Raw genomic sequence first — 13,718 nt, 5'->3', positions numbered from 1 at the left:
ACGGCCCCGAGGCCCCGGCATCCGGTCTCCCGTGACGCAGGTCAGGCGCCGCGCAGGCGCTCCGCCAGGTAGCCGTGCAACGCGTCGAGGCCGATGCGCTCCTGGCCCATCGTGTCGCGGTCGCGCACGGTCACGGCATTGTCGTCGAGCGAGTCGAAGTCGACCGTGACGCAGAACGGGGTGCCGATCTCGTCCTGGCGACGGTAGCGGCGACCGATCGCGCCGGCGTCGTCGAAGTCGATGTTCCAGCCCGCCGCGCGCAGCGCGTCGGCGGTCTCACGGGCCAGCGGCGACAGGCGCTCGTTGCGCGACAGAGGCAGCACCGCGACCTTGACGGGCGCGAGACGCGGGTCGAGCTTGAGCACCGTGCGGGTGTCGGTCCCGCCCTTGGCGTTCGGCACCTCTTCTTCGCGGTACGCGTCGACGAGGAACGCCATCATGGCGCGCGTCAGGCCGAACGAGGGCTCGATCACGTAGGGCGTGTACTTCTCGCCCGACGCCTGGTCGAAGAACGTGAGCGACTGGCCCGACGCCTCGGAGTGGCTCTTGAGGTCGTAATCGGTGCGGTTGGCGACGCCCATGAGCTCGCCCCACTCCTTGCCCGGGAAGCCGAAGCGGTACTCGACGTCGATCGTGCCGGCGGAGTAGTGCGCGCGGTCGTCTTCGGGGACGTCGAAGCGCTTCATGTTCTCGGGGTCGATGCCGAGCTCGATGAACCAGTTCCAGCACGCCTCGACCCAGTGCTCGAACCACTCGTTCGCCTCGGCCGGCGGGGTGAAGTACTCGATCTCCATCTGCTCGAACTCGCGCGTGCGGAAGATGAAGTTGCCGGGGGTGATCTCGTTGCGGAACGCCTTGCCCACCTGGCCGACGCCGAACGGCGGCTTGCGACGGGATGCCGTGAGCACGTTCGAGAAGTTCACGAAGATGCCCTGCGCGGTCTCGGGACGCAGGAAGTACAGGCCCGACTCGTCGTCGACGACGCCGAGGTAGGTCTTCACCAGGCCCGAGAACGACTTCGGCTCGGTGTACTGCCCCTTGGTGCCGCAGTTCGGGCACGGGATGTCGGCGAGACCGTTCTCGGCCTTGCGGTTCTTGCGGGCCTCGAAGTCCTCGATGAGGGTGTCGGCGCGGAAGCGCTTGTGGCAGCTCAGGCACTCCACGAGCGGGTCGGTGAAGGTCGCGACGTGACCCGAGGCCTCCCACACGCGCTTGGGGAGGATGATGCTCGAGTCCAGACCCACCATGTCGCCGCGGCCACGGACGAAGGTCTGCCACCACTGGCGACGGATGTTCTCCTTCAGCTCCGTGCCGAGGGGACCGTAGTCCCACGCGGAGCGCGAGCCGCCGTAGATCTCACCGGCCTGGAAGACGAACCCGCGGTGGCGGGCGAGGGCGATGACCTTGTCGAGGCGGGACTGTTCGGCCACGGTGGCTCCAATGGTCGGGAAAGCTGTGGGGATCGAGCGCGAGGGCGCGGCATCCAGTTTATCGAAGCGATCCCGCCTCTCCCGGCCCCCCGTCGCGGGCGTGCTCGCGCTCGCGCATCCAATTCTGCAGATACGGCATCGCGACGTTCTCGGCGTGGGCGGCCAGGGTGGCGCGGGCGGCGTCCGCGAGGGAGCCGGGGACCGGCGCCGCGGGGTCGGCGACGTGCGCGATCGGATACGGGAAGCGGTTGCGGAACATGTCCATCCACAGCAGCACGAGGTCGTCCTCGTGCGCGAGCGTCGCGTGGCTGAACGAGCCGCGCTCGTGCCGCTCGATCTCCCACCCCTGCCGCGTGGGCCGGGCGGCGTAGTCGGGGTCCCCGCCCCAGGACCACCCGCCCCGACCGCGGACGGGCACGCCGTAGCCGAAGCCGTTCAGCGCCGAAGCGAGCGCCTCGGGCGTCCACGGGGCCGGGAAGAAAGTCGACAGGCTGACCCGCAGCGCCAGCGGCGACAGGTGCGTCGGCGCCTCGCGCGAGGTCCGCGGGAGCTCCGCTTCGAGCGCGGCGGCCAGCGCGATCGTCGCGGCCGTCGGCTCGCCCCGGTCGAGCAGCAGCAGGAACGTCTGAAGGGCACGGAGGTAGGTGCGGTGCTCCGCGGCATCCGCGAAGGGCGGGATCGGGATGCCGTCGACGGGCGCCCGCCCCCAGGGCACGTCGTCGCGGTCGGTCTCCGAGAGACCCGAGCGTGTGCTGCTCATCGCGTGATCCGCTCGCGGTGCACGGTGAACTCCTCGAGCGCCGCCGCGTCGATCTCGACGCCGAGGCCGGGTCCCGTCGGAACCCGCACGTGTCCGTCCTCGATCACCGCGGGCTCCGTGACGATGTCGCGGGTGTAGAAGCGGGCGGATGCCGAGATGTCGCCGGGCAGGGTGAACCCCGGCAGGGCCGCGAGGGCGGCGTTGGCCGCGCGCCCGATCCCCGTCTCGAGCATGCCCCCGCACCACACCGGGATCCCCGCGGCGAGCGCGCGATCGTGGATCGCGACGGCCTCGAGGTAGCCGCCGACCCGACCGGCTTTGATGTTGATGATCGCCGCGGAGCCGAGGGCGAGGGCGTCGGCGGCGGCCTTGTCCGAGACGACCGACTCGTCGAGGCACACCGGCGTGCGCAGGCGCTTCGCGAGGGTGGCGTGGTCGACGAGGTCGTCTTCCTGCAGGGGCTGCTCGATGAGCAGCAGGTCGAAGGCGTCGAGCCCCGCCAGCGTGTCCGCGTCGGCGAGGGTGTAGGCCGAGTTGGCATCCACCTGGAGAGGGATGCCGCCGAACGCCTCGCGCACCGCCGCGGTGTCGTCGATGTCGCGACCGGGTTTGATCTTGATCTTGATGCGCACGTAGCCCTCGTCGAGGTAGCCGCCGACCGCGTCGACGAGCGCTCCCGGGTCGCGCTGGATGCCCACCGAGACCCCCGAGGGCACCCGGTCGCGTTCGGCGCCGAGGTACGGCGCGAAGCTCCGCCCCTGGGCGCGGAGCGCGGCGTCGACCACCGCGAGCTCGAGGCCCGCCTTGGCCATGCGGTGCCCGACGACGGGGCTCAGGATGCCGGCGACCTCCTCGGGTGCGAACGAGCGGTGCGCGAGCAGCGCCGGGGCGAGGAAACGCGACAGGACGTCCCACGCCCCCTGCGTGTACTCGCTGGAGTACGACGGTTCGGACTGCGTGACCACCTCGCCCCATCCGCGGCCGTCCGCCGTCTCCGCGGTGACGATGATGACCTCGCGCACCGTCTCGGTGCCGAAGGAGGTGGTGAACGGCGACACGAGCGGCATGTGCAGCACGCGGAGTTCCACGGCGTCGAGGGTCACGGGTGCGGCGGGATGCGGGAGCGACATGGGGGCAGGGTATCGGGCGACCGGTCCGCGACCGTAACGCCCGTGCCCGAGCCTGGCAAGGCCGACTCCTGCACGGCTCCGCGCGCGTACGGTCGGGCCCATGAGCGACGACTTCACCCCCCGCCACGCGATCGTCACCGGCTCCGACTCGGGCATCGGCGCGGCCACCGCCCTCGCCCTCGCCGACGCCGGGATGGACGTCGCGGTCACGTACCACTCCGACCAGGACGGCGCCGAAGAGACCGCCGCGGCCGTCCGCGAGCGCGGCGTGCGCGCGATCGTCGCGCAGTTCGACGCGACCGACTTCGACGCGGTCCCGGATGCCGTGAACGCCATGGCCGACGAGCTCGGCGGCCTCGACGTGTTCGTCAACAACGCCGGCGGCGGGATCGGCGGCTCGTTCCTCGACCTCGACTTCGACACCTGGCGCACCGACATCTCACTGAACCTCGACGGCGCCTTCCTCGCCCTGCACACCGCGGCGAAGCGGATGGTGACCTCCGGCAACGGCGGGCGCCTCATCGTGGTGTCGAGCGTGCACGAGCACCAGCCCCGCGTCGGCTCCGCCCCCTACGTCGCCGCGAAGCACGGCGTCGGCGGCCTCATCAAGACGATGGCCCTCGAGCTCGGTCAGTACGGCATCACGGCCAACGCCGTCGCTCCGGGAGAGATCGCCACCCCGATCAACGACATGTCGGCCGAGGATGCGGATCGCGTCCACCGCCCCGGCATCCCCCTCGGCCGCCCCGGCAAGCCCGAGGAGATCGCCGACGTGATCCGGTTCCTCGCCTCCCCGTCGGGCTCGTACGTGACGGGTGCGAGCTGGGTCGTCGACGGCGGGATGCTGCACATGGGCCCGCAGGCGGGCTCGCACATGAAGTCCGACGCCTGGCGCTCGGCCGGCGAGGAGTGAGCACAACACCATGAGCGACGAGAAGAGCTCCGAAGAGAACCGTCACGACCAGCTCACGAGCGCGCCGAAGGCCACCGAGGCGGACGCCGCGCCGCGCTTCGACGTAAGCGAGCACGACGGCGTCACGCGCATCGACGTGCGCGACGACGCCGCGGTGCGGCCGGGTCCCGGCCCGGGCGACCCCGCCGCCGAGAAGGACCAGCCGATCACCGAGCAGTGAGCCGCCGCGTCGCCGGGCGATCGGTCCTCGACCGGCCCGGCGACGCGGTCATTCCACGATCAGGTATCCGCGCCGGTCGAATCCGCCGATCCGGCGACCGGATGCCACGTGCCCGCGCAGCTCGTCGCGCACCCGCCGGCGCCACACGGCGGCGGACGCCGGGTCGCTGCGGCGCAGACCCGCGATGTCGTCGGGCACGGGGACGACCGCCGCGATCTCGGCATCCGTCGGGGTGGGCGCGGGCGGCTCGGCGAGCGCCCACGACACCAGGAGCCGATCGGACTCGTCGCCGCGGTTGACCTCGTCATCCATCTCGCCGTACTGGTTCACCAGGTAGTCGGTGACGCGTGTTCCGAGCACCGCGAGGTTGAAGTGGGCGTTGCGCGGGATGAGCGGGTCGAACGTCCACGTGATGTGCCCGACGCCGCGCTCGAGCGCCCAGTCGCGCTGGTGGGTCTTGAGCTGTCGCCCGAGGCCTCGCCCCTGGTAGCCGTCGACGATCCCGGTGATGTGCGAGTGCATCGTGCGCGCGGCGGGCGGCCCGAAGAACGCCGCCGACGCGCCGATCATGGCGTCGCCGTCATACAGCCCGACGACGTAATCACCGGCGTGTTCCAGTGCTCGCAGGATGTTCGCCGGCATCGTCCCCCGGTCGCCCCACACGCGGTCCAGCACGCGGGAGGCCTCGTGCACGGCGTCGACGGTGTCGAGCGTGCGGATGTCGATGGAGCTCATGCCTCGATCCTCGCACCGCGGTGCGGGGGGCTCGTGTCCCGCGTACGGCCGACCCCGGTCGTCGGCGTCAGCGCGTCAGCCGTACGCCGCGTCAGCGCGGGAGCACCCCGCCGACGTGGCGGATGGTGCGGCCGCGTTCCACCACGATCGCGATGCCCCCGATGAGCCACAGCGGCACCTGCGTGAGGAAGGCCACGCGGAACGCGTCGAGCGAGTAGCTCTCGGGGCTGCCCGCGCCCTGCACATCCATCGCGATGCCGATGAAGAGGATGGCCAGGAGGGCGGCGAGGAAGCCGCCGCCGTTGACGATGCCCGTCGCGGTGCTGAGGCGATGACTGGGTGTGAAGGTGCGCGCGTGGTCGAACGCGATCATCGACGCCGGTCCCCCGGTCGACAGGGCGAACATCAGCACGATCAGCAGCCACACGGGCGCGGGACCCGGCCACGCGATGACGACGATCCAGGCGACCGCCTGGAACACGACCGTGGGCAGCACGAGCCAGCGCGACCGGCGGGTGGGATGCCGGCTCGACAGCGCCCCGATCACGGGGCCGCTGAGGATGCTGAAGAGCACGAGCGAGGTCATCACGAGCGACGCCGTCGCCGGCTCGAGGCCCTCGCCCGCCGTGAGGAAGGGGAAGCCCCACAGCAGCATGAACGCCGTCCCCGCGAAGGGGGTGGCGAAGTGCGACCAGAAGCCGAGCCGCGTACCGGGGTGCGCCCAGGACTCGCGGAATCCCCGCCGCAGATCGGGCGCGGATCGAACGACGCGGATGGCCCCGGTCTGGGTGTCGACCGAGGTGTCCACGGGATCGGCGCGACGTTCGGGCGGGCGGTTGCGGATGATCAGGAAGGTCAGCACCCCGAACAGCACGCCGAGCCCGGCGAGGCTGCCGAAGGCGACCGTCCAGCTCGTCGCGTGCAGGAGCGCGGCGAGCGGCAGCACCGCGACGATCTGGCCGAGCTGTCCGATGATGCCGGTCAGCTGCACCATCACGGGCGCCCGCTGCGCGGGGAACCATGTCGCGATCACGCGCAGGACGCTGGGGAAGACGGCGGCGTCGCCCGCCCCGATGAGCACGCGGGCCAGGATGCCGATCCCCACGGCATCCGCGAAGGCCATCACGAGCTGGCCCACCGCCATCAGCACCATGCCGATCGCGATCATCGGGCGCGCGCCGAAGCGGTCGAGGAGCAGCCCGACCGGAATCTGCATCGCGCCGTAGACGAAGAGCTGGATGACGGCGAACATCGACAGCGCCGACGCGTCGGCGCCGAAGCGCACGGCGGCATCCACTCCCACCGCCGACAGCGAGGTGCGGTTGACGATCGAGACCACGTAGGCGAGCACGCCGACGGCCCACAGCGTCCAGGTGCGCCAGCCCGGCCGGTCGAGGCGGAGGGTGCTGGTCACGTCTTCAAGGCTAGACCCGCCCGTCGACACGGGCGGCGGGGTGGCGCTGGCCCGCGTGGCCTACCCGGGCAGGTCGGCGTCGAAGACGGCGGCCATCTCCGCCCGGACACGCTCGAGGTGGTCGACGAGGGAGGTGTTCGTGTCGTCGTCCGCCCACTGCTCGAGCGCCGTCTGCAGCAGCTCGACGGCGACCCCGGCGACGATCCGCGCGCGGCGTGCCTCGACACCCCGCGCGTGGAACCCCGCGGTCAGGACCTCGCGGAGGTCGGCCTGCTTCTGCAGGTCCCTCTCGCGGAGCGCGGGCTCGGCCGCGATGATGCGCCGGGCGGCGGCGATCTCGGCGCGGCGCGGCTCGAACCGCTCGCCGGCGAGGGTCTGAAAACCCGTCCAGGCGACGCCGAAGGGCGACAGGTGGACGGGTGCGGCGGAGAGCATCGCGGCGGCGAGGCGGGGGATCTCCTCGCCGGAGAAGAACACCTCGCGTTTGTCGCCGAAGTGTCGGAAGAAGGTGCGCCGCGTCACCCCGGCGCGCTCGACGATGTCCGGCACCGTCGTGGCCTCGAACCCGCGCTCGCCGAAGAGCTCGAAAGCGGCCGCGCGCAGCCGCTCCCGCGTGTCGGGGGCCCATCTCGCCATGCGGCGATCCTACGTGATGACACTCCGTGTCATGCCGAACTATAGTGAAGGCACTCCGTGCCATCACGATGAAGGGCCGCTCATGACCATGCACGCCGCCGCGACGCTCGCCGCACCCCGCGCCCCGCTGACCGTCACCGAGGTCGAGACGCCGGCTCCAGCCGCCGACGAGGTCCTGGTGCGCGTTCGCGCCGCCGCGATCAACCCCGTCGACTGGGTCATCCAGGGCACCGGTCGCATCACCTACCGATGGCTGCGGACGCCCGCGGTCCTCGGCTCCGACATCGCGGGCGAGGTCATCGCCGTCGGCGCCGACGTCACGCGCTTCCGCGTCGGCCAACGCGTCTTCGGCCTCGCCACGGGCACCGATCGCGGGCGCGACCCCCTGCGCGAGGGAGCATTCCAGCACTCCTCCATCCTGCTCGAGCGCCTCACCGCTCCGACGCCCGAGTCCCTCACCGACGCGGAGGCCGCCGTGTTCCCCCTCGGCCTCTCCACGGCCGCCTGCGCGCTCTTCCAACCGCAGCACCTGGGACTCCGGATGCCGGGGACCCCGGCATCCGCCGCCGCCCCGGAGGTCGTCGTGGTCTGGGGCGGCTCGACGAGCGTGGGGATGAACGCGATCCAACTCGCGCGCGCCGCGGGCTACACCGTGGTGAGCACGGCGTCCGCCAAGAACGCGGAGGTGGTCAGCGCCCTCGGCGCCGAGGCCGTCGTCGACCACGGATCGCCGTCGGCGGTGGCCGACATGGTCGCGGCCGTCGGCGGACGTCCCGTCGCGGGCGCCGTCGCTCTCGGGGCCGGCTCGACGGACGCCTGCCTCGACGTGCTGTCGCGTACGGGGGGAACCCGCCTGGCGATGGCGAGCACACCGGTGTCGCTCGACTCCCTCGCCGGGGGCCGCCACCTGTTCCCCGCGATGCTGCCCGTCTTCACCCGCATCGGTCTCGCCACGGTGCGCTCGAGTCTGCGCGCCCGCCGCCTCGGCATCCATGCCGGGTTCGTCTGGGGCAGCAGCCTGCGGGACGACGAGATGGGCCCACGACTGTGGAGGGAGACGGTGCCCCGGATGCTGGCCGACGGCTCGCTGCGCCCCGCGCCGTCACCCCTGGTCGTCGGCGACGGTCTCGAGGCCGTCCAGGGCGCCCTCGATCGGCAGCGCGCCGGCGTCTCGGCGCAGAAGGTGGTCGTGCGCCTGTGAGCGCGACGGAGCAGCGCCTCGTCACACGCCGACCATGGTCAGCCGGCGCCGCCCGCGCACGGCAGAATGGTCCGATGGTCTCCGCGAGCCCCCACCTGCAGCCCGATCACGCGTGCCTCATCATGCACGGCAGCGACACCCCCGGCATCATCGCCGCGGTCTCGGCCCTCATCGCGCGTCAGGGCGGCAACATCGTCGCCTTCGACCAGTACTCCGACGACCCGCGCGGGGGCGCGTACTTCCAGCGCGTGGTCTTCCACCGCCCGAACCTGACCGTCGCGCTGCCCGAGATCGAGGCCGACATCGCCACCACCCTCGGCGAGGGCTTCGAGCTGGAGTGGACCCTCACCGACCTGTCCACGCCGAAGCGCATGGCCATCCTCGCCTCGAAGCAGGACCACTGCCTGCTCGACCTGCTCTGGCGTCACCGTCGCGGAGACCTGCCCGTGAGCATCCCGATGGTCGTGTCGAACCACACCACGGCCGCAGAAGACGTGCGCTCGTTCGGCGTGCCCTTCTTCCACGTCCCGTCGACGCCCGGGCCCGACAAGTCGGCATCCGAGGCGCGCATCCTCGAGCTGCTGGTCGGCAACGTCGACTTCGTCGTGCTCGCGCGCTACATGCAGATCCTCTCGCCCGACTTCCTCGAGAAGATCGGTGTGCCCGTCATCAACATCCACCACTCGTTCCTGCCGGCCTTCATCGGCGCCGAGCCGTACAAGAAGGCGAAGCAGCGCGGCGTCAAGCTCATCGGCGCGACCTCGCACTACGTCACGAGCGACCTCGACGAGGGCCCGATCATCGAGCAGGACACCGTGCGCGTCACGCACGCGGACTCCGCCGCGGAACTCGCGCGCCGGGGCGCCGACGTCGAGCGACAGGTGCTCTCGCGCGCCGTGCTGTGGCACGCGGAAGACCGCGTCATCCGGCACGGGAACCACACGATCGTCTTCTAGATCGCGGATGCCGAGCGCGAGGCCACCGCGCCCCGCTCGGCACCCGTCCGCACGGCGGACCCGCGGCTCGACGCCCCCCGACGCGATGCGATCAGCCCCCGGCCACGGCGAGACGGCATCCCGCTGACATCCCGGTTGCAGGGTGCACCGGCTCCGTCAGCCGGATGCCGTCTCGGTGGATGACAGATCAGCGGCCGGCCCCGACCTCGTCGAACGCCGTCAGTCGGGATCGCTCGCGCGGCTGAGCGGGCCCGAACCGCCGCGCGGGGGCTGCTTGCGCTGACGCGCGAACTCGCCGCCCTGCCGTCCGCCGTACGGGCGACCGTGGTCGGCGAACTCGGCGCGGAAGTACGCCAGCCGCCAGTCGCCCAGCTCGATGCGCGCGCCGGTACGCAGGATGCGCCCCCCGCCGTCGCGCCCGGGGCCCTGGTCGCGCGCCCCGCCTCCGCCGACGACGTCGAAGCCGTACAGCACGTACTCGTCATCGCCCTCGTGCCGGATCTCGGCGTGCACCGGAGCGAGCCCGGGCAGACGTAGGTCGGCCTCGTCGCCCGATCCGATGACGGTCTTGGTGGGCAGCAGGTCGAATTCGCGCGGCCGCGAGCCGTCCCACGACGAGTCACCCACCGCGAAGATGAGCCGCGGTCGCCCCGACCCCGGGGTGTAGTGGGTGGTGGTGACGCGGCGGCGCACGGTGCGGTTGACGGTGGGCACCAGCGGAAGCGGCGTCTCGGGGGGAACCGGGAACGTCAACGTCCGGTCCCCGTTGCGGCGGACGAGCAACGGCGCCACGGCCGCCACCGAGCCGAGCCGGATGTGCGTCGACCCGGTGATCACCCGCTGCAGCGCGCCGCTCTTGATGTCACCGAGCTGCAGGATGGGCCCGTCCGGCCCTTCGAGCTTCACGGAGATCCCCCGGGATGCCAGGGCGTCGGCGACCGTGGACAGCTCGGTGAGCGTCCGCCGGCCGTTTCCCGGCAGGCGCGAGGGGTCGTTCACGACGATGCGCACCTCGGTGCCGGAGGCCGTGACGGTCCCCTCGAACGGCGGGGAGTCGGCATCCCCCCTCTCCTGCTCGGAGAAGGCGAGGTCGATGTCGAGGCGCACCATGACGGCGCCGCCTCTCAGTTGCCGCGGTACGGGTCGGACCCGGCCGCGGTGTCGTCGCTCGTGGTGACGCGGAGGGTGCCGTTGAGCTTCCACGTCGCGCGGGGGGCATCGGGGCCGATGTCACGCGGCACCTCGACGGTCATGTCGACGAAGGAGTAGTTCACGGCGGCGCCGCGGCCGGTGAGGTACGACCACATCTCGCGGCCGAGGTCGGTCCAATCGGTGATCGAGTGGCCCTCGGGGCCGGACGAGTCGGCGAACGGGTCGGTGGTGGCAGGAGTCTCGGACATGGCTTCGGTCCTTCCTTTCGTTTCGAGGCCACCAGCGTCCCAGCGGCTCGGACCGGTTGGGGAGGGATTGCGCGGACGCCGCGGTTGGGGCACCATTCCCCCGACCCCCAAAGACTCATTTGACGGTCGAGGCCGGCCGCGGCACGATGGCGGGATGTCGCGCCTCGAGGAACTCCGCGCCACCGCCCATCCGCTGCGGCTGCGCCTGCTGTCGCTGCTCACCGGAGCGGCGATGAGTGCGGCCGAAGCAGGGCGCGAACTAGGCGTGTCGCAAGCGTCGGCGAGCTACCATCTGCGCGTGCTGGAGCGGGCGCGCCTCGTCCGCGTGGTCGAGGTCGTGCGGCTGCGCGGCGGCGAGGCGAAGCGCTACCGCCACGAGTCGTCGTCACGGCGGTACGACCCCGATACGCCTCACGGCGAACGCTCCCCCGAGGGCGAGACGGAGTACCTCGAAGCGATCGTCGAGGAGCTGCGCCGCCGCGCCGCGCTGCGCGCGGACGGCCCCGCGATATCGACCGACGCCGAGCTGTGGGTGGACCCCGCCGTCTGGCGCCGGATCGTGCAGCACGTGGGCGAGGCGTCCGCGCTGCTGCACGCCGCCGCCCGTCCGCCGCGCACGCCGGGCACGCGTCCGGTGTCGATGACCGCGGCGTTGTTCCCCGTGCGCGTCCCGACACCGCGCTCGGCGGCCGGTCACGGGAATCCCCGGTGAGCGGCCCCCTCGCCCTCGCGCCGTTCCGATGGCTGCTCGCCGCGCGCACCACGGCGATCGTGGGCAACGCCGTCGCGCCGCTCGCCCTGGCCTTCGCGGTGCTCGACCTCACCGGGTCGGCGGCGGATCTGGGGCTGGTGGTCGCCGCCCGCTCGATCGCCAACGTCGGGATGCTGCTGTTCGGCGGAGTGATCGCCGACCGTCTCCCCCGCGGCGCCGTTCTCGTGGGATCGTCCGTCGCCGCTGCGCTGACCCAGGGGGCGATCGCCGCACTCGTGCTCACCGGGACCGCCGGCATCCCGCTGCTCGTCATCCTGAGCGTCGTCAACGGTGCCGTGGCCGCCGTGAGCCTCCCGGCCGCGGCGGCGCTCGTGCCCGACACGGTGCCCGCCCCGCTCCTGCGACCGGCCAACGCGCTGCTGCGGCTCGGGCTGAACGGCGGCAGCATCGTGGGCGCGTCGGTCGGCGCCGTGGTCGTCGCCGCCGTCGGACCGGGGTGGGGTCTCGCGATCGATGCGGCCGCCTTCGCCGTCGCCGCGATGCTCTTCTCACGCCTGCGACTGCCGTCGACGCCGGATGCCGCGCCCGGCGAGCCCGCCTCGGTCTGGAGCGACCTCCGCGAGGGCTGGCGCGAGTTCGCGGCGCGTCGATGGGTCTGGATCGTCGTGCTGCAGTTCGCCGTGCTGAACGCCGCCTTCGTCGGTGCGACCACGGTGCTCGGACCGCTCGTGGCCGACGAGAGCTTCGGGCGCGGCGCGTGGGGCCTGATCGTCGCCGCGCAGACGGCGGGGCTCGCGCTCGGTGCGGTCGTGGCGCTGCGCTGGCGGCCGCGACGCGCGCTCGGCATCGGCGTCGCGGCGATGGCCCTCGCGGCCCTGCCGGCCGCGGCCCTCGGGGCGGCGCCGGTCGTGCCGGTGCTCATCGCGGCCTTCGCGATCGGCGGGATCGCGATCGAGCTCTTCGCGATCGCGTGGGATCAGTCGCTGCAGACGCACATCCCCCGCGCGGCGCTGTCGCGCGTGTACTCCTACGACATGGTCGGATCGTTCGTCGCGGTCCCGGTCGGCGAGATCGTCGTCGGCCCCCTCGCCGAGCGGGTGGGGGCGGCCCCGGTGCTGCTGGGCTGCGCGGCGATCATCGTCGTGGCGACCTCGGCTGCGACGTGCTCGCGGAGCGTGTGGAGCATCCGCGCCGCCTGAGGCTCAGTACACGTACTCCATGAGCTCCACGCCCAGCACGCGGAAGGCGTCGTGGGCGCGCAGCCGGTGTGCGATCGACAGATCGTCGAAGTTCACGATCAGGGCGTACGAGACGCCCGCGCGCGGTCCGCCGAGCACCCCCGCCTCGGCGCGCACCCCGGGCGCGCGGCCGGTCTTGTTGACGAACAGCAGCCCGTGCTGATCGTTCTCGTGGGCGAAGGGATCGAGGCCGGTGGCGGATGCCACGAGCGAGAGATCGTGGTTGAGACTCAACCACTCCGCCACCTGGGCGCTGACCCCGGGCGAGACGATCGTCGAGTTCACCAGTCCCGCGAAGACCTGCGCCATCTCGCGGGCGGTCGACAGGGCCACGTGCGGAGCGTCGTCGGGACCCCGGTCGTCGCGGAACCGGTCGAGCAGCGCGGTGCGGCGAAGGCCCAGCTGCTCCAGACGCGCGCGGACCGATTGCAGGCCCACCCGGTGCAGCAGGGCGTTCGCGGCGAGGGCGTCGCCCGTCGATGCCGCCAGCATCGCGAGATCGGTCAGGGGCAGTGCCGGAGCCTTGAGGTGCTGCCACGTGCCGCCGTTGACGGCGCCGGCGACCGCCGCGCGATCGACGATCTCGAGGGCGTCCAGGCGACCCGACTCGAACGACGCGGCCGTCTCGACGAGCAGAGGCACGACGCCGAGGCCGCCGACCGGCAGAGTGACGAAGTCGTCGCCCGAGAGCACGGCCGTTCCGCCGTCGAGATCGTCGATGCGCACCGACACCTTCGCCCCCGAGGCGGCGAGCTCGTCGAGCGCGCGCAGCGTCGCGGTGAAGGAGCGGCGGCCGGCCGCCGCCCGCCGGGGCAGTCGCTTCGGACCCTTGCGCCCCGCGCCGCGGAGGGCCGGGGCGTCGCGTCGCGACGACTCCACCGGCCCTCCGGCGGGCTCGGGCAGGGCGGGCTCGGGAAGCGGGGGCATGCCCACGAGCGTGGCTCCTTCCGGGTCAGCAGGACAACAAACGCCG

At 72.4% G+C, this 13,718-nt stretch carries 15 protein-coding genes; 6 read left to right on the top strand and 9 right to left on the bottom strand.

The genetic code is table 11. The features are described 5' to 3' along the window. Positions 1-41 precede the first annotated feature (41 nt). Genes AB0N82_RS04925 through menC form a run of 3 tightly spaced genes read right to left on the bottom strand, consistent with a single transcriptional unit; the run spans position 42 to position 3,320 of the window. A complete protein-coding gene (locus AB0N82_RS04925) occupies positions 42-1,430 on the bottom strand; it encodes a glycine--tRNA ligase (RefSeq protein WP_315994309.1) in 1,389 nt (462 codons plus the stop codon). A gap of 58 nt (positions 1,431-1,488) precedes the next feature. Beyond that, positions 1,489-2,190 (bottom strand): hypothetical protein, encoded by a 702-nt coding sequence (locus AB0N82_RS04920; protein ID WP_363388803.1) that lies wholly within the window; start codon positions 2,188-2,190, stop codon positions 1,489-1,491. Beyond that, entirely contained in the window at positions 2,187-3,320 is a 1,134-nt protein-coding gene (gene menC, locus AB0N82_RS04915; RefSeq protein ID WP_363388800.1) for an o-succinylbenzoate synthase, read from the bottom strand. Before menC ends, AB0N82_RS04920 begins: the two co-directional genes overlap by 4 nt. 100 nt (positions 3,321-3,420) lie before the next feature. On the opposite strand from menC, the gene AB0N82_RS04910 reads away from it, so the two are divergent. Both AB0N82_RS04910 and AB0N82_RS04905 read left to right on the top strand, forming a co-directional pair. Continuing rightward, entirely contained in the window at positions 3,421-4,233 is an 813-nt protein-coding gene (locus tag AB0N82_RS04910; protein WP_363388796.1) for an SDR family oxidoreductase, read from the top strand. Positions 4,234-4,243: 10 nt separating this feature from the next. Beyond that, entirely contained in the window at positions 4,244-4,453 is a 210-nt protein-coding gene (locus AB0N82_RS04905; protein ID WP_363388793.1) for a multidrug transporter, read from the top strand. 48 nt (positions 4,454-4,501) lie between these two features. On the opposite strand, the gene AB0N82_RS04900 is transcribed toward AB0N82_RS04905, so the two are convergent. The 3 genes from AB0N82_RS04900 to AB0N82_RS04890 form a co-directional block, all read right to left on the bottom strand. Then, the gene (locus AB0N82_RS04900) at positions 4,502-5,188 is read right to left on the bottom strand and encodes a GNAT family N-acetyltransferase (RefSeq protein ID WP_315994304.1); all 687 of its coding nucleotides are present in this window, start codon (positions 5,186-5,188) and stop codon (positions 4,502-4,504) included. A gap of 91 nt (positions 5,189-5,279) precedes the next feature. Continuing rightward, positions 5,280-6,602, bottom strand: a complete 1,323-nt coding sequence (locus AB0N82_RS04895; RefSeq protein ID WP_315994303.1) for an MFS transporter — start codon at positions 6,600-6,602, stop codon at positions 5,280-5,282. A gap of 60 nt (positions 6,603-6,662) precedes the next feature. Further along, a complete protein-coding gene (locus AB0N82_RS04890; protein WP_363388789.1) occupies positions 6,663-7,238 on the bottom strand; it encodes a helix-turn-helix domain-containing protein in 576 nt (191 codons plus the stop codon). A gap of 82 nt (positions 7,239-7,320) precedes the next feature. On the opposite strand from AB0N82_RS04890, the gene AB0N82_RS04885 reads away from it, so the two are divergent. Both AB0N82_RS04885 and purU read left to right on the top strand, forming a co-directional pair. Then, a complete protein-coding gene (locus AB0N82_RS04885) occupies positions 7,321-8,439 on the top strand; it encodes a zinc-binding alcohol dehydrogenase family protein (protein WP_363388786.1) in 1,119 nt (372 codons plus the stop codon). Positions 8,440-8,513: 74 nt separating this feature from the next. Beyond that, positions 8,514-9,395: a formyltetrahydrofolate deformylase gene (gene purU, locus AB0N82_RS04880; protein WP_315994300.1), complete on the top strand. Its 882-nt coding sequence runs from the start codon at positions 8,514-8,516 to the stop codon at positions 9,393-9,395. 219 nt (positions 9,396-9,614) lie between these two features. Here purU and AB0N82_RS04875 read toward each other — a convergent pair whose 3' ends face one another. Beyond that, positions 9,615-10,505 carry an FHA domain-containing protein gene (locus AB0N82_RS04875; protein WP_315994299.1) on the bottom strand — a complete coding sequence of 297 codons (891 nt, stop codon included), beginning with the start codon at positions 10,503-10,505 and terminating at the stop codon, positions 9,615-9,617. A 14-nt stretch (positions 10,506-10,519) separates the two neighbouring features. Beyond that, complete coding sequence (locus AB0N82_RS04870) at positions 10,520-10,795, bottom strand: hypothetical protein (RefSeq protein WP_315994298.1); 276 nt, start codon at positions 10,793-10,795, stop codon at positions 10,520-10,522. A gap of 154 nt (positions 10,796-10,949) precedes the next feature. Here AB0N82_RS04870 and AB0N82_RS04865 point away from each other — a divergent pair, with 154 nt between their 5' ends. Next, the gene (locus tag AB0N82_RS04865) at positions 10,950-11,507 is read left to right on the top strand and encodes a helix-turn-helix domain-containing protein (protein ID WP_363388781.1); all 558 of its coding nucleotides are present in this window, start codon (positions 10,950-10,952) and stop codon (positions 11,505-11,507) included. Next, positions 11,504-12,706 carry an MFS transporter gene (locus AB0N82_RS04860; protein ID WP_315994296.1) on the top strand — a complete coding sequence of 401 codons (1,203 nt, stop codon included), beginning with the start codon at positions 11,504-11,506 and terminating at the stop codon, positions 12,704-12,706. The genes AB0N82_RS04865 and AB0N82_RS04860 overlap by 4 nt, the downstream gene beginning before the upstream one ends. 3 nt (positions 12,707-12,709) lie before the next feature. On the opposite strand, the gene AB0N82_RS04855 is transcribed toward AB0N82_RS04860, so the two are convergent. Then, positions 12,710-13,678: a serine hydrolase gene (locus tag AB0N82_RS04855; RefSeq protein WP_363388777.1), complete on the bottom strand. Its 969-nt coding sequence runs from the start codon at positions 13,676-13,678 to the stop codon at positions 12,710-12,712. Positions 13,679-13,718: the final 40 nt, after the last annotated feature.

Origin of the sequence: Microbacterium sp. NPDC089186 (assembly GCF_040685115.1) — a bacterium.
Lineage (GTDB): Bacteria > Actinomycetota > Actinomycetes > Actinomycetales > Microbacteriaceae > Microbacterium > Microbacterium galbum.
The sequence above is the reverse complement of the archived record's forward strand: the minus strand, read 5'-3'. Positions and strand labels throughout refer to the sequence as shown.